The organism is Paenibacillus sp. J2R1T-4, assembly GCF_059692235.1.
This window is the reverse complement of sequence record NZ_JCAUBA010000007.1, coordinates 1-16,288: the sequence shown is the minus strand read 5'-3', so window position 1 is coordinate 16,288 and position 16,288 is coordinate 1. Positions and strand designations below refer to the sequence as shown.

Here is a 16,288-nt window from a genome sequence, read left to right as displayed (position 1 = left end):
GCCTCCTGTTAGTAGATCGGGTTCGACTTGCCTTCTGGCTTGTTGTAGTGAACCGGTACTGGCGTTTTATAAAACTTCTGCAGCCCCGGCGCGAAGTAGGAAACCATCGACAAATTCATGGTTATTTCTCTTCTGGACGCATTAAGCTTTACCGGAGCGGTCGACTTGACGGCGAATGCGATTTTGTCGATCTGCATCAGCCGGTTGGCCGACTGAAGCTCTTCCAGAAAGCGGTGAACCTGTTGGTAATCCCCTTTTGTGGTCGTGTTCAGCTTGATCGGCAAGGCAAGTGACTGGTTCGCCGCTGCGGCAGCGGATTCAGCGTTTGCCGTTTGTCCTTGAGCTTGCGCTTGGCCGGCTTGTTCGGCCTGTTTGCCCACTTCGAAGTTGTAGCTGGCCAGTTGGATTTTGCTTACAGTTTCCAACATTCGGACGTCCCTCAGCAGGCCTTCCAGATCCGGCACTTCCGGAACCCGGTTGCGCGCCTTGGCCAGATTCACTTGCTCTTCGGCACTCAAAGCTGCTGCGCCTTCCGTCCGTTTCTTCAAAACTTCAAGCTCTTTCTGCTTCTGTGCCAGGAGCTTTTCCTTGGATACTCGCTCCTCGCGAATAGGCGATACGAAATTGAAATAGACCATCACCAGAACGAGCGAGGCAACCACCGCGGCGAACAGTAGATTTCTTCTGCTGTTGAATACACCCATATGGATTCTCAACCTTTCTTGTTGGCGTCCGCCGTGAATTTCAAGTCAAATGTTGCTTGTATAACCGGCAAAGGGACTTCAGCCGTAGGCGGCGCATTTTTGTCCTCCGGCACGGTTGGAATTTTGGTCATGCCGCTTGATGCTACCAGGCTGAAGTTAGACGAGGACTTTACCGCTTGCATAAAGCCGATGACTTCTTCTGTCGAAGCGAAGTTTCCTATGACCTTCAGCGTGTTAGCATCCCCGAACGAGAGAGAGGTTAAGTTGGAAGCCATTGGCATCAGCAGGGTCAGCTTGTCCAGCACCTCAGTCGCGTTCGGCCGGCTCGCTCTGATTGTTTGCGGCAGAGCGATGAAATCCGCAGCCGCTCCAAGCGTCGGCGTGCTGGCCAACTTGCTCTGGCTTTCTTTAATCTGGGCATTTACCTTCTCCAGCGACTCGTTCGCTTGCGAGATAGCCGACTTTGCGCTCAGCCACATCCAGCCCATTGTAATGGTTGCCGTTGCAATAAGCAGGATCAGCAGCGCCGGGATCAAAGGGCTGTTGCTCTTGACTTCATCTATCCGATTCTGCAGCAAATTGATCTCAATAGACTGATTACGCTGTACACCTGCACTCATCGCTTCTTAAGCCCCTTTCATCGCCAAGCCAAGTGGCACGGCGTACGAGTGATTAGAGGAATCGTCGCTCTCCAGAACTCCGTCTAAGGGAAATGCCGCAATTTCGCCGGAGAACGAGCCTTCCAGATGAGCAGGCAGCGCTTGAATCCAGTCTTGATCCCCTACCAAATAGATGAGCTGGACGTCCTCTTGTTCCGTTGAGACCGAATATTGAAAATAGTTGAGCACGCGCCCCAGCTCCATTGATAAATTGCGGCCGTATGCAGCCACCGGATCGGTGCCCGTGTCCATGAAGAAGCTTGTGTTGATCTGAATAGAACGGAAGAAAACGGGAATGCCGCCTATGAAAATGCTTATGTCCGCATGATCGGACTCGACATGCAGCAGCATGAAGCGCTCCTTCAAGACGGATCCGGTCTCCCTGTTATGGCGGAGGAGCATGCGGTGCAGCGCCAACGGTGCCAAGTCAACACTTACCGGGATAAGTCCCGATTGCTTGATCACACTGGTGTAGCTATCTACGACCTCGGAAGGTGTAGCGAAGATCAACACTTCCTCCTGCCCCAGTGCCTTGGCCTTCTTGCTCTTGCCTTCATCCGCCGCGGCAGCGGCGGCCGTATTTATCGGAGCGCCGAGCCGGACAAAGTCGAACACTGGATTTTTGAAGGGCAGCTGCTGTCCACCGTGCAGTTCGACGTCGATCAGGTTGCGCAATTCTTTATCTTTTAAAGACGAAAATACCGACTTGCGAAGCACTACATTGGACATAGGGACGGTGACGTTCACCCTGGTTCCCTGAAGGCCAAGCTGCGACACAGTCGCCTCAATGCGGCGGATGACCGATTCTTCGTCCATGAATTTTCCGTTTTTGATACTGCCTTTATCCAGCGCGATCGAATGGCGCTGTGTCACGACTACCTGTTGCGGGAGGTTAATAATTTCTACCAGTTTTGCAGTTGTATCCGAAATTTGCATGCCGTATGTGTATTTGCTCATTTTGCGTCCAAACATCGCGATGACTCCTCTCGGTATTGCTTTAGTTAAGGTGGCGCGCCGCCTGGGACGGCGCGCCGGGATCTGCATTTATGGTGTAACTGCATCAGATGTGCCAGTACCATCTTCGGATACATAACCATCCTTCTCGATATTCGACTCCAGGACAAAATTCAAATAGCTTAGACTATTACCGTGTAATGTTACATGATACTGGAAATTGCCATTAGTATCTTTGGAGACCTGTACATAGGAACCTGTTGTATCCCCAGCTATTGGTGTTGCAGCAGAAGGACCAGCCGCACCGGCAGTATAGTTATCCGGCTTCTTAGATGGATCTTTTGGTATTACTTCCAGATAACCCTTATTATTAAGGTCTGTTAATGAGAGAACTACAGTAGGATTAGCTGCATTTAGAACGACCCCTTCATTTGAAACATAAAGCCTTGCCGCATCAATCGCCATATGTGCATTAGAACGATGAGCGTTCAATCTCGTTTTCTCGAGAATCGAACCAATCGACGGAATGGCGATAGCTGCGATAATTGCAATGATGACGATTACCGCGAGCAATTCGATCAAGGTCAAACCTTTTTCATTCTTCATTACCTCGCGGAAAGACATTTTCTGAGCCTTAAAGCCTTCAAATTGTTTGTTTTCCATTACCATTTCGTTCATTTCATTCCCACCTCTTCGATTATTTTTGGTATGTACCTGCTCTTGCAAGAACTCAAATCCTTTGTCGTACATTGCAGTCAACATATGTGACATGTATGTGTATTCACCCCCTTTCAAGCATAGATGCGATAACGTACTAGGTTTACAAATAGTTCTCGTACATTTTGAACATCGGACTCATCATCGCAGCGACAATGATTCCGACCAAGACGGAAACAAATAACAGCATCAGAGGTTCAATAACAGACTTGAGCCGGTCGACGCTCTGGTCGACGTCCGCTTCATAGAAGTCGGCGATCTTGGACAGCATGTTATCGATCTGGCCCGTCTCTTCTCCGACGATCAGCATCTGCACGACCATCCTCGGAAAGAGTTCACTCTTAGAGAACGGATCGGACAGCTGTTTTCCTTGCTGTAGGCTGCTCTTCGCTTCTCTCAGCACCTTTGCCATCACTCGGTTACCTACGACCTTTTCCGTGACATCTATCGCTTGCAGCACCGGTACGGCGCTCACGAACAGTGATGACAGCGTACGGGTTAATCTAGCGATCGCTGCTTTCCTGAGAATGATACCGAAAACTGGAATTTTGAATTTCATGCTGTCTATCAGGAACTTTCCTTCGTCCTTTGCAGCAAACGCCCGATAGAGGAATATCAGACCGATAATTCCAGCCAGGAATATCCACCAATAGGCCACTACGGCATCGCTTGATCCCATGACAAATTTGGTAATCAACGGAAGCTCAGATCCCTGCTCCAGGAACATTTCCGCAAATGTCGGCACAATCTTGATCAACAGGAAGATGACAACGATGATGGCTATGAACATGACGATGATCGGATATGACATGGCTGACTTTACCTTTTGAATCGTCTTATGCTCCTTCTCGTAATGGTCTGCCATCCGGTCGAGCACGTCATCCAGATTCCCGCCCGTTTCTCCTGAAGCGATCATATTAATGAACATCTCCGGGAAGATTCGCGGATGATCACTCATCGCCTTGGATAGAGGGTGTCCGGTTCGGATCTGCTCCGATACGTCACCCAGAGCCGCCTTCAGCTTCTTGGCGGACGTTTGATCCTCCAGAATCGTGATCGCCTGGTCGATCTGAATTCCCGAACGAATCAAGGTAGCGAACTGACGGCAGAAGATGACGAAATCCTCCAACTTCACCGCCCGGCCGATCGAGATCTCTTTGTCCATCGCGGTCGATTGCTTCTCTTGAATGCTGCGAATAATCATTCCCTTACCCCGAAGCTCGCTGATCGCTGCATTTTTGTTCTGCGCTCGAAGCACGCCCTTCAATTTCCTCCCGCTCTCACTGACGGCCTCATATGCGAAATTTGCCATTGCTTTCACCTCCACCCATTAGTGACATATACGATTACTCGTCCGATACCGCTTTCAGAACTTCCTCGATGGTTGTGCTTCCGTCACGTACTTTCAGCAGACCGTCGTACAGCATATTCTTGAAACCGTGCTGGGCTAAATGCTGATCCAACTCATTAATCGGGCGGTTCTGCACGATCAGTCGGCGCAGCGGCTCGTCCACAACCAGCACCTCGTGAAGAGCAATCCTCCCCCGAAATCCCGTCTTGTTGCATGTTCCGCAGCCCTTACCGCGAGTAACCATGAGGGTTCCGTCGAACAGCTTGGAAACGGCAGAACGGATGAATCCGGCAGTACCGGTAATCGCCAGCTTATCCTCATGGCCGTGCAACCCGTGCGCTTCCAGCAGCCGGATTTCTTCATCCTTTGCCGGTACTTGCTGCGCGCATTCACGGCAGACACGACGCACAAGCCGTTGAGCGACTACGCAGGAGAGAGACGAAGCGATCAAGTAGGAATCGATACTCATATCGACGAGTCGACTGATCGTGCTGACGGCGCTGTTCGTATGAATCGTGCTTAGTACCAAGTGTCCGGTCAGCGAAGCGCGAACCGCGATCTCTGCCGTTTCCGCGTCCCGGACCTCCCCGACCATTACGATGTTCGGATCCTGTCGCAGAATGGACCTCAATCCGGAAGCAAACGTAAGCCCGACTTGTGTATTCACTTGCACTTGCGTGACGCCGGTCATCCGGTATTCGACCGGGTCTTCGATGGTGATGATCTTCACGTCATCCCCGTTCAGTTGACCGAGCGCCGAATATAAGGTCGACGTCTTCCCGCTCCCTGTAGGTCCCGAGATGAGAATGATTCCGTTTGGACGCTGAATCATTTTGTCGAACTTGACCAGATTTCCTTCGCTTAAGCCAAGATCGGCAAGCTTCTTCACACCCGCCGACTGATCCAGAATCCGCAAAACGATACTCTCCCCGTACACAGTCGGTAGCGTCGAGACCCGAATGTCTATTCGCCTATTGTCGACCTGCATCTGAATGCGCCCGTCCTGGGGCAGACGCCGTTCAGCGATGTTCAGCTTAGAGATGATCTTCAGTCGAGCGGTCAGCACCCCTTGCATGTGCTTCGGCAGCGCTTTCTCCGTCCGAAGCACGCCATCGATGCGGTATTTCACGATTAGTTGCTTCTCTTGCGGATCTACGTGGATGTCGGAAGCTCGCTGCTGAACCGCGGATTGAATAATTTGATTCACCAGCTTGACGATCGGCGAGCCCTGGTCGTTCGCTTCATGCTCCTCGTCTTTGATCTCCAGCTTATCGAGGTCAACCATTAGCTCATCGACCGATTCCTTCATGCCGTAGTTCCTCGTAATCGCCTGTTCCACTTCCGAACGAATCGCGATGACTGGCTGCACGTTCATATTCGTAGCCATTCGAATTTCTTCAATGGCGTCATAATTCAACGGATCAACCATCGCTACCTTGATTTTCCCGTTCTTGCGTTCAATCGGAATGATGCAGTGTTTGCGAGCGAGCGACTCTGGAATGAGCTGCACCGTATTCATGTCCAGCGGGGTTTCGTACATGTTGACAACCGGAAACCCAAGCTGGAACTCCAGCACTTCCACCAACTGCCGCTCTGTTATTAGCCCTTTATCAATCAGGATCTCGCCAAGCTTCTTTCGCGTATGAACCTGCTGCTTGAGCGCCTGTTCCAATTGTTCCTCGGTAATGAGTCCGTTCATGACAAACAGTTCACCTATGCGCATAAAGGAGTCCGCCTTCCTGTGATTGTATGGGCTTACTTCAATTCCTCCGCAGTTGGACCTCTTGCAATGATCACCGGGCGCGGAGCGTAAAAATCTTTGTACAGCAGCTCGCTTTTTCCATCATTCTTGGCATCGCTATGCACCTTCACTAGCAAACCGGGTACTCCCTCATTGCGGACGACTTCGCCTCTGCCAGTAAGCGTGAAGTCGGTTAGAAGCATGCGCTCCGGGGTAAAGGCTTCTTTGTTCACCGTGATCTTAGGTGCCATCCATGCGGGTGAGGGAATACCATTGAACGTCAGGACAGGTGATTCACCGTTATAGATCACACCTACTGAAACCGCGAATCCAAGCGAGTTGTAAAAGGTTAAATCTTTCTTATCCGGTAAGTACTCTACATCGAATCCAGCAGAGGCATACGTGGGGATGTCCAGATGAGCATGACGTTCTCCAACCTTCATTCCGCTTCTTATCGCAGCCTCGTACAGCATACCGGCGATATGAGATAGCTCACTTTCTTTCTTCTCAGGTGTTTTCGCCTTCTGCTCTGCAAACCATGTGTTGTAAGAGAACAGCTTGCCTGGCTCCAGCTTGATCAAGCCAATCATATCCAACCATGCTCGCTCATTAGCGTTAACCGGTACTGTGCTTTGCGCTTGGGCTAGCATTTGAACTCCGGGAGCTGGCGCCGTCTGGACTGGAGCTGGTGAAGAGTTGGATGCAGCAGCAACAGCAGGAGGTGCAGATGATGGAGCAGGACTAGGTGAACCGCTTGCAGTTGTGAGAGCGGGAGTTGCAGATTGTTCAGTCCGCTTTATGGTGGCCGCTTCTGCCGAGAACTCCTTGATGTTCGGTTCCTTTGTTTTCCAGAACATTACATTTTCCAACACTTTGTCCGAATTCAACTGAATAAGTCCCAGCGCTGACATCCCAGCTATTGATCCAGCACCGACTATCATGACCAGAAGAAGCCATTTAATCGGCTGTAGAATAATGTTCTTTCGTCTCTGTCTCATCAACCATCCGTCCTTCAAAGCTCGACATATTCCCGCCTTATTCGGGGGGTGAGTCCAATATAACCGCAAAATTCTGCAGCGCAAATCATACACACACATTACATCCTTCTACCTAACGCAAGTGCAATAATCTGTACGCATCATATAGTAGTGCTGCCGATGCGGACATTGGACCTATGGCAGATCAGTCTTTCATTCTGCTCGCAGGCCAATGGCCAGGTCCTAGGAGTAGGATATCAGTTAGGTGCGTGGAAGGGCAGAAAGGCGGGCTCCAATCGCTGTTGCACTTCAATTCTTTTGAATCATGTTTTTAGTGGTAAGAATTCAAGTGCAAAGGCGACCGCTGACGCTTTTCCGCTCCGCCTTCCTGCCCTCTTCTGTTCGACTTTGGATGAGGAGCCTCTGGGATCAAATTCATGTAGGGTAACCCCCTCGAATTATATTTATATACTTTCTGAACTATCAAAAAAGGCCAAACATGACTCCCCTTTTCGCATGAAAAGGTAGTCATATTCGGCCTTAATGTCTGCTATATCGCTCCTAATACTCTAAGGATCAAAGAGGCTTTGGAGTTCACTTTTAGCTTGCTATTGATCTTCGTAACATAGACTCTGACGGTATTCTCGCTTATGGTCAATACTTTGCCTATCTGCTTATAGTCATAGTCCAACAGCCAGTACATGGCGATTTCTTTCTCACGAGGGGTTAATTTGAAAGACTTTAACCGCTCCTCCAGAACTTCCTCTACCAGCCACGATTTGCTCTGAAGCTCTGTCTTCCGAAGCTCATACTCCATACTCAAGGCAATCGACTCAATACATGGATACACATAAGGAGCCGAGATATGGTGCAGAGCCGAAAAAGCCAGGTAAGCCACAACATGATTCTCCGAGTTATGTATCGGTACGCACATCGTCACCCAATCCTGCATTGTATTCAAGTAATGATCCTTGCCGTTAATCCACACCGGGCGCTGAAGCTCTATGGCTGCCGATACTGCGTTCGTCCCCGCGCTTGTCAGCGATAGAGCTGATCCGATTCCGATATTATTCATACTTGCGGCATTTAACGTAGACTTTTCATCCCCGCTCATATGTAGAATCACGCCATTGCTGTCTGTCACCATTAACAGATTCGGAAAGTAGAAAGCGTTCACCTTTAGCAACCCTTGCTTCTGGATCACATCCATTATAGTCTGATTTTTGATGATCAGCCGTTCCATCATTTTTCCCTGAACCCGAAATCGGACTCGCATGGAATCTTGCTGAACCCCGTTCTGAAATGATTTCTCATGAAGCTTCATAATCTCTTTTTTGGAAATCCCTACTTTTCCTGCAAAGTCATCGGTCCGGACCTCTTCTGCAAAAACCTTCATCGATTCCACTCGCTTTTCCTGTTCAATTTTGGAGTGCCTTGTGCGAACTTCTTGGGACAAAACGCTAATCCTTGTCGTAATTGCTCGAAGCCCACGGCAAAATGTTCCATCGTGCCCGGATGAAACTAACTATAAGCCCCTATCATTGTGGATGAAATAGTACAAAGGCATTAATTCACATAAGATAGTATCCTTGCACTATAAGAGCGATAGCGCTTTCAACATTTATCATTCTTTATACATGTCCTTCATCCCGAAAGCATGTCTTTTAGTCCCTGACTTTGGAACGAGATGGCATGAATTGGCACTACTGGGTCAACATCACATCCATATCAGCGACAAAAACTGGAACTAGCGGAGAGGACTTCGGACATAAGCCTTCTGACCGGGTGAAACAGCAAAAAAGCATCCAGACATTGGTCCAGATGCTTCACAATTATTGAATTGATAGGAATGGATCTCTCCCGCAGCCTAATCTATCTCTTCAACCGGCTGATCGAGAACGGCTAATTGCAGACTGCGCATCTCCTGTTTCAAAGCGCGGATCACCTCTGCATAGTCCGGATCCTTGTACACATTTTTCAACTCATACGGGTCTTTCTCCATGTCGAACAGTTCCCACTCCGGGGGACGTTTCTCTTCTATAGAGCCAGCAGTGCCTAGTGCTTCCGCATAATAATAAATGAGCTTGTATCGCTCCGTTCGGATGCCATAGTGGGAATATACGTTATGCCATACATCCAAGTGCATCCAGTACCTATAGTACATCGATGTGCGCCAATTGTCAGGCACAGACCCGCTCCATATCGAGCGCAAGCTTTGACCTTGCATCTCTTCAGGGATGGGCACTCCTGCATAGTCTAGGAATGTCGCTGGGAAATCAATGTTGAGCGCCATAGCATCCGTTGTGCTGCCTGCTTGAATCTCCCCTGGATATCGAACAAGGAAAGGCATACGAAGAGACTCCTCGTACATGAACCTCTTGTCGAACCACCCATGATCCCCTAGGAAGAAGCCTTGATCCGATGTATAGACCACAATCGTATTGTCGGCGAGGTTCTCAGCTTCCAGATAATCAAGCAGCCTGCCTACACTCTCATCTACTGAAGCGACACAACGCAAATAATCTTTCATGTAGCGCTGGTACTTCCATTTCTTTTCTTCAAGCGGAGTTAGTCCCGGCGGTATTTGACCCTCATAGTCGTCCATATCGCGATCGATACGCATTTTTGCCACTTTTGCGGCCTCAGATCTAGTCTCATAGTCATCATAAAACGTTTCCGGTTCCGGAATATCCCGGTCATCGTATAGATTAGCGTATTTGGCTGCAGGCTCCCAAGGGCGATGCGGCGCTTTGTGATGGCACATTAGCATAAATGGCCTATCTTTGTCTCTGGCAGACATCCATTCCATTGACAGGTCCGTTGTAATATCCGTGACATACCCTGGAATTGTTCGGGGACCCTCTGCTTCAATAAAAACAGGATTATGGTACTCCCCTTGCCCAGGAACGACGGACCAGTAATCAAATCCAGTAGGATCTGCGTTTCCCCCGTGGCCCAAATGCCATTTCCCAATAATCGCAGTCTGGTACCCATTAGCTTGCAGAAGCTTCGGAAAGCTCATTTGACGTCCATCGAAATGATCCCTAAGCGATTTCACACCATTCAAATGATTGTACTTTCCTGTAAGTATAGCTGCCCTGCTTGGGGAACAGATCGAATTGGTACAAAAGCAGTTATCGAAACGTATTCCCTCATCGGCGATCCGATCAATATTCGGTGTCTCGTTAATCTTGCTTCCATAACAGCTCATAGCATGGGAAGCGTGGTCATCACACATGATGAATAAAATATTCGGAGTATTATTGTTGCTCATATGATTCACCTCGTTGTTCATTATATAGTTACACCTGATTGATATCAATATTTGGGGTTAAAAGCAGAAATGAAATGGGTACAGAGTCCTTCATTTACAATCGTACTGAAACGGGAGACTGAACAATATGGTCTTTTTTGCATAAATATGTTTAATTCCTGACCTAAAGGGCTAACACAATTAATAAGGAGCTGGAGGCGTCGATGAACGACACTTCCTGCTCCGTGATTATTTGCCCGTCATCATTTTGCAATACATCCTTCAAGTGTCAGACACTTATGAATGATTGAATCCCCTTGTGATGGTTAATAATTGGGATATGATGTATATGTTACTATTATTTTTTATTATAAAGAAGGTGAGCCCATGGATTCAAATTCCAATCAAGATTCAGAAAAACGCGGTGTCAAACAAGAGAAAAGGCTTATAGTTTTATGTGCCTGTGTAGCCATCATTATGCTTCTTTCCCTTACTCGTCATCTTTTTTCTTAATGATTGGCTCATGTTTTCGTAGTACATTTTCTCCGAAATTGTTTTAGGAGGGGTTTCCATGTCCAGCGTCTACGATCCGGTCCTATTTAGCCGCTTGCTTACATCGCTTACACTCGCTTTTCACATTATTTTTGCCACAATAGGTGTCGGTGTTCCGCTCATTATCGCTCTAGCTGAGTGGATCGGCATCAAACGCAATGATCCCCACTACCTGCTGCTTGCACGCAGATGGGCGCGGGGATACGTCATCACCGTGGCTGTGGGTGTTGTTACAGGTACAGCTATAGGGCTGCAGCTCAGCTTACTGTGGCCGAGCTTCATGCGGGTAGCCGGTCAGTCCATCGCCCTTCCGCTCTTTATGGAGACATTCGCCTTTTTCTTCGAAGCGATATTTCTTGGAATTTACTTATACACTTGGGACCGATTTCAGAATAGGATGGCCCACTTCTGGCTGCTCGTCCCTGTTGTGATTGGTTCTTCCGCCTCAGCCTTTTTCATCACCATCGTGAATGCCTTTATGAATTATCCAGTTGGTTTCAACCTAGTCGACGGTAAAATAACGGATGTGAATCCAATTGCAGCCATGCTAAGTCCGGCTATGCCGACCAAGGTCGCGCATGTGCTCTCCTCTGCCTATTTGACATGTGCCTTGATTCTAGCAGCAATAGCAGCATGGTCCATTCTCAAAGGACGCAACCATATTTACTACAAAAAAGCACTAAAGCTGACGATGGTATCGGCCACTGTCTTTCTCATTTCAACCGCACTAATCGGTGACTTATCCGGTAAGTATCTGGCCAAATATCAACCAGAGAAACTAGCGGCAATGGAATGGCATTTTGAAACGACCAAGCATGCGCCGCTCTTGCTGGGCGGTGTACTGGGCGAGGACAATGAAGTGAAGTATGGAGTACGGATACCGAATGCACTTAGTATTCTTGCTCATGGTTACCCTTCGGCTGAAGTGGTCGGATTGAACGATATCCCGGAAGAGAACCACCCCCCGCTATGGATTCATTATTTATTCGATATCAAAATGGGGTATGTGGCGTTCATGACGCTCGTAGTGCTGTTATTTGCAATCGCCTTATGGCGGAAGAAAAGCAATCCATACAGCAAGTGGCTTCTCAGACTTATCATTATCTCTGCTCCTGTCGCCATCCTGACTATCGAGCACGGCTGGATCTTCTCTGAAGTCGGAAGACAACCCTGGATCCTGCGTGGTATTATGCGCACTTCAGAAGGGGCAACTACATCGGACCACGTAGATACGATGCTGTGGCTATTCTCGCTCTTGTACTTGCTGTTAGGCATCACCTCTGTCCGTGTGCTTACCCGTATGTTCAGAACGAATCGGGCCGAGGATGAATTAATTGCGTTAGGACAAGAAGGAGGTAAACGGAAATGAGCTATGAAGTACTTGGGATTACTGTTTTATGGCTCTTCCTGTTCGGTTACCTTATAGTAGCCTCCATTGATTTCGGTGCTGGATTTTTTAGCTACTACAGCTCTATAACCGGCACACGAAGTGTCATTGAGAACGTGATAACTCGTTATTTGTCCCCCGTCTGGGAAGTAACCAATGTGTTTTTGGTTTTCTTCTTCGTAGGGTTCGTCGGCTTCTTTCCCGATACAGCCTATTATTACGGAACAGCCTTATTGGTCCCGGGCAGTATCGCTATCGTACTGCTCGCCATTCGCGGTTCCTATTACGCTTTTAATACCTACGGATCGCGCACCAGCAGCACTTACATGTTCTTGTATGGGGCGAGCGGGCTGCTCATCCCTGCTAGCTTATCGACGGTGCTGACTATCTCAGAAGGCGGATACGTGGTAGAGACCGACAGCGGAAGCGTCAAGTTTCTATTCGGCAAGCTATTTACGAGCACCTACTCCTGGTCTGTTGTTCTGCTAGCCATTGTCAGTGTGTTATATATCTCGGCCATGTTCCTTAGTTATTATGCTCATAAAGCTAACGACCGTCCAGCCTTCGAGCTCGTACGGAAGTACGCTCTAGCTTGGAGCTTGCCTACCATCTTGAGCAGTTTACTAGTATTTTTCGCCATTCGCGGACACAATCTAGAGCACTACGAGAAAATGCTGTCTCTCTCCTGGATGTTCGTCCTATCGTTCCTTTGCTTCCTCATCGCTGTGTATCTGGTCTGGACGCGCAAACATCTCGGCCTGTCTTTCGTATTCGTTATGCTGCAGTTCGCTTTTGCCTTCTTCGGTTACGGCGCTGCGCATCTACCTTATATTCTGTACCCTTATCTGACGATCTATGATAATTTCACCAATGAAGCTATGGCCGCAGCTTTAATCATAGTCTTCATTCTCGGGCTGCTGTTGCTCATTCCTTCCCTGTATTTATTAATGCGTCTGTTTCTGTTCAATGCGAAATACGTCAAAGGTAATTTCGACAAACATTAATGCAAAGGCTGGGATTCATATGGAGAACTTTCTAATACTTGGCGCACCTCTCATCGTTGTTGCAGTAGCCGTAATCGGACTGTTCATTTGGGGAGCCACTGACTCGGTCTTACCAAGAGAGGGAGCTGACCCTACGTCTAAGAATAGCCGATAACCGCACAAATCCCGAAACCAGAGTTTATGGCTTCGGGATTTTTCCTATTGATTCAATGAAAGGACTTCCAGAAAGATCCTTCCCGATCCAGAATGCGATTGATTTCCTTCCAAGGAATTGTGAACGTCGGAAAACCGGCAGCATATGGACCGATCTCATAGGGAGCGAAGTAAATATTCAGAGCATCCTCAGTTACAGAGAACGGCTGGTCTTGTTGGATGCCTGTATAGCTGTCAGGGAATACATAAGAATATTGGGGATCCGTCTTGATTTGTTCGCCAATAATAGTGCTCAATACTTTAACGTAGTCGCTATCCGGCTTGAAAAGGTCCTTCAGCTTATAGATTTTTCCCGTCTTCAGGTTCACATGAGCATATACCTCAGTCGGCATGCCATGCGCTGCTCCGAACGGATAATTGTAGCCGTGTAACTTAAACACGATTAGATTGTTACGGTAAAAGGAGATCTCAAAATCACCAGTATAGCTATAATCAAGCTGTACATCACCGGGGATAGGCTTCACCTGAGAAAGCTCTTTGAGCTGCTTATTGGCTCTTTGCTGACCCTTCGAGTCTGCCATCCCCTCTAACTGCGGGTAGTAAACAAGATAATCTCTATTAGGCTTATAAAGTTCTTCTTTCACTCGAAGCTTGCCCGTCAATGGTAGCGTGGAGTTCTGCTTCCATACGAGGTTACCCCAGCGGTCATAATATGAGATTCTTCGATCTACATCCGCACTAACCAACGAGCCTACCCAACGCATAGTACCGCTTCCGTTCACCCTTGGGGAATACGGGGCCACATTGCCTTGCCGATTAATAAAAAAGGTTTGTTTGCTATCGTAAGCAGAAGCTAACCCGTTACTGAAGTTATTGATCTGGTAGAACATGAATCCCGTCAGAAACTTCCCGCTTGCTGAATCGGCTAATGCATATTTCGATCCAATATAAGGCTGCTCCTGATCGATCGCCTCTCCAATTGCGGCTCTCTCTTCCCCAAGCAATTCGATACTATTGTATTGCGGATTCATAATGAATTTACCTGTACGATCAATTAACCCATATTTATTATGGTAATCCTCTGCTGTATTCACAACCGCTCGGCCCCCTTGAAAGGCTTGAGCACTTGTATATCGAGGAGGGATCACAACTTTTCCTTGCTCATTGATATAGCCATACTTGCCTTGCGCTTGCTGTTGGAATGGCAGTAACCCTTCTGACGACGGGCCTACGTAAGTATACGGGTATGTGGTGATTCGCTGACCATCTAGTCCAATCAAAGCATATTCATGATCCGACACTTGCACAACAGCTTTGCCATTCGAGAAATCATTCGCGGTTTTATACTGAGCCGGTATTACTTCCTGTCCTTGCAAATCCAAGTAACCATAGCTGCTTCTTGCTTCTGAATCGGTTTTTGAATAGAGCGCTCTTCCATTATGATAGGTGCCGATATAGTCATATTCTTTGTGAGTTAACACTTCTCCAGTCTCGTCGATGACCCCGAATCCTTTTTCGCTTATAACGATGGCTCGACCTTCTGTAAACTCATTAATGTAATTGTAACTAGGCTTTACCACATATTCACCATTAAGCCGGATGAGGCCATATTGATCGTTTAGAATAACAGCAGCTAATCCATTCTTCTGAAATTCGTTCGCGTAATCATATCTAGGCGTGATATAAATGGCAGCCCTGTCATTCATATACCCCCATTGCGTGCCGCTGACAGTCATTACAGAAATCGGGTACAAATTCATAACTCGATACGCATCGGCATTCATCGTCCAATATATAGGAACATACGGTACTCTTCCATAACCATAAACCACCATGGCTTGCACACATCCCATCTTATTCATTCTCTTCAGATTATGGGCGTCATGCCTAAAAGGTGATATCCATCCTCCCCTTATCCCGAAAAATAAAAATAATATAGTTGTCCTAGTACGACCTCTCATCTACCTGCATATGATACATTACGGAAGATAGATTAGTTCCGGGAGGCAGGTGAACCAGTATGATCTTCACACTTACCGATTGGATGCTCTATGGAATGTGGCTTGTGCTTGGACTGATGGCTCTTGACTTTCTTGTCGGCCTATACAAATCGTTCAAAACAAACACGTTCTCCCACACATTGATCTTGGGATATTTACAAGACATGTTATTCTACATCTTCCCCTTATTCCTACTCGTCAACATCGAATCCCTCGACCATACAGGATGGCTGATTACGATCGGCTACTACATCGGTATCGTCGGTGTTGTACTCAAATACTTGTCGGATATCAAGAAGAAGCTGTAAACGCTTCAGGAGAAAGCAATGAAAAAAGCAGGAGACCTGTTAAAGGCTCCTGCTTTTGTTATGTATACATTAGATAATACTCTTATGGTCGGGACGACACGATTTGAACATGCGACCCCCTGGTCCCAAACCAGGTGCTCTACCAAGCTGAGCTACGTCCCGACAAAGGTGATATTGAACAGGTTACTGCACAGCCATGTGCAGTTCACACTCTTCCAGATGGGCTTGCCATCCTGTTAAATGTTGTACCCTGAAAACTGGATGCGAATTACGGTAACGAGCCGTGTTTGTTGTGCTTGTCACTCGGGTATGAGTGTATTGGATAAGCCCTCGACCGATTAGTATTCGTCAGCTCCATGCATTACTGCACGTCCACCTCGAACCTATCAACCTCGTTGTCTACAAGGGGTCTTACTAAATTGGGAAATCTCATCTTGAGGGGGGCTTCACGCTTAGATGCTTTCAGCGCTTATCCCGTCCGTACTTAGCTACCCAGCTATGCCTCTGGCGAGACAACTGGTACACCAG

Annotated in this window: 14 protein-coding genes, 1 tRNA gene and 1 rRNA gene; 4 read left to right on the top strand and 12 right to left on the bottom strand. The window is 47.8% G+C overall.

Annotated elements, in window-relative coordinates; all coding sequences use genetic code 11:
* Positions 1-8: 8 nt before the first annotated feature.
* From AC58QD_RS13610 to AC58QD_RS13570, 9 genes are all read right to left on the bottom strand, one after another.
* A complete protein-coding gene (locus tag AC58QD_RS13610) occupies positions 9-704 on the bottom strand; it encodes a hypothetical protein (RefSeq protein ID WP_497334026.1) in 696 nt (231 codons plus the stop codon).
* An 8-nt stretch (positions 705-712) separates the two neighbouring features.
* Positions 713-1,324, bottom strand: coding sequence for a hypothetical protein (locus AC58QD_RS13605; protein WP_497334024.1), 612 nt, complete (start codon positions 1,322-1,324; stop codon positions 713-715).
* A gap of 6 nt (positions 1,325-1,330) precedes the next feature.
* Positions 1,331-2,335 carry a type IV pilus biogenesis protein PilM gene (gene pilM / locus AC58QD_RS13600; protein WP_497334022.1) on the bottom strand — a complete coding sequence of 335 codons (1,005 nt, stop codon included), beginning with the start codon at positions 2,333-2,335 and terminating at the stop codon, positions 1,331-1,333.
* A 72-nt stretch (positions 2,336-2,407) separates the two neighbouring features.
* A complete protein-coding gene (locus tag AC58QD_RS13595; RefSeq protein WP_497334020.1) occupies positions 2,408-3,088 on the bottom strand; it encodes a prepilin-type N-terminal cleavage/methylation domain-containing protein in 681 nt (226 codons plus the stop codon).
* Positions 3,089-3,137: 49 nt separating this feature from the next.
* Entirely contained in the window at positions 3,138-4,346 is a 1,209-nt protein-coding gene (locus AC58QD_RS13590; protein WP_497334018.1) for a type II secretion system F family protein, read from the bottom strand.
* Between the two features lie 34 nt (positions 4,347-4,380).
* On the bottom strand, positions 4,381-6,108 hold the full coding sequence (locus AC58QD_RS13585) for a GspE/PulE family protein (RefSeq protein ID WP_497334016.1): 1,728 nt from the start codon (positions 6,106-6,108) through the stop codon (positions 4,381-4,383).
* Between the two features lie 32 nt (positions 6,109-6,140).
* On the bottom strand, positions 6,141-7,124 hold the full coding sequence (locus AC58QD_RS13580; RefSeq protein ID WP_497334014.1) for a hypothetical protein: 984 nt from the start codon (positions 7,122-7,124) through the stop codon (positions 6,141-6,143).
* A gap of 529 nt (positions 7,125-7,653) precedes the next feature.
* Positions 7,654-8,499 (bottom strand): helix-turn-helix transcriptional regulator, encoded by an 846-nt coding sequence (locus AC58QD_RS13575; RefSeq protein ID WP_497334533.1) that lies wholly within the window; start codon positions 8,497-8,499, stop codon positions 7,654-7,656.
* 471 nt (positions 8,500-8,970) lie between these two features.
* Complete coding sequence (locus tag AC58QD_RS13570) at positions 8,971-10,377, bottom strand: sulfatase family protein (RefSeq protein WP_497334012.1); 1,407 nt, start codon at positions 10,375-10,377, stop codon at positions 8,971-8,973.
* Between the two features lie 550 nt (positions 10,378-10,927).
* Between AC58QD_RS13570 and AC58QD_RS13565 the strand changes: the two genes are divergently transcribed.
* The 3 genes from AC58QD_RS13565 to cydS are packed head-to-tail and all read left to right on the top strand — an operon-like array spanning position 10,928 to position 13,453.
* Positions 10,928-12,277 (top strand): cytochrome ubiquinol oxidase subunit I, encoded by a 1,350-nt coding sequence (locus AC58QD_RS13565; protein ID WP_497334010.1) that lies wholly within the window; start codon positions 10,928-10,930, stop codon positions 12,275-12,277.
* A complete protein-coding gene (locus AC58QD_RS13560) occupies positions 12,274-13,299 on the top strand; it encodes a cytochrome d ubiquinol oxidase subunit II (RefSeq protein WP_497334008.1) in 1,026 nt (341 codons plus the stop codon). Before AC58QD_RS13565 ends, AC58QD_RS13560 begins: the two co-directional genes overlap by 4 nt.
* Complete coding sequence (gene cydS / locus AC58QD_RS13555; protein ID WP_497334006.1) at positions 13,262-13,453, top strand: cytochrome bd oxidase small subunit CydS family protein; 192 nt, start codon at positions 13,262-13,264, stop codon at positions 13,451-13,453. Before AC58QD_RS13560 ends, cydS begins: the two co-directional genes overlap by 38 nt.
* A 52-nt stretch (positions 13,454-13,505) precedes the next feature.
* On the opposite strand, the gene AC58QD_RS13550 is transcribed toward cydS, so the two are convergent.
* Complete coding sequence (locus AC58QD_RS13550) at positions 13,506-15,305, bottom strand: WG repeat-containing protein (RefSeq protein WP_497334004.1); 1,800 nt, start codon at positions 15,303-15,305, stop codon at positions 13,506-13,508.
* Between the two features lie 167 nt (positions 15,306-15,472).
* Here AC58QD_RS13550 and AC58QD_RS13545 point away from each other — a divergent pair, with 167 nt between their 5' ends.
* Positions 15,473-15,760, top strand: a complete 288-nt coding sequence (locus AC58QD_RS13545) for a hypothetical protein (RefSeq protein WP_497334002.1) — start codon at positions 15,473-15,475, stop codon at positions 15,758-15,760.
* A gap of 85 nt (positions 15,761-15,845) precedes the next feature.
* Here AC58QD_RS13545 and AC58QD_RS13540 read toward each other — a convergent pair.
* Both AC58QD_RS13540 and AC58QD_RS13535 read right to left on the bottom strand, forming a co-directional pair.
* Positions 15,846-15,922: transfer RNA gene (locus AC58QD_RS13540), tRNA-Pro, on the bottom strand.
* A 156-nt stretch (positions 15,923-16,078) separates the two neighbouring features.
* Positions 16,079-16,288 (bottom strand): 23S ribosomal RNA (locus tag AC58QD_RS13535); the annotation flags it as partial.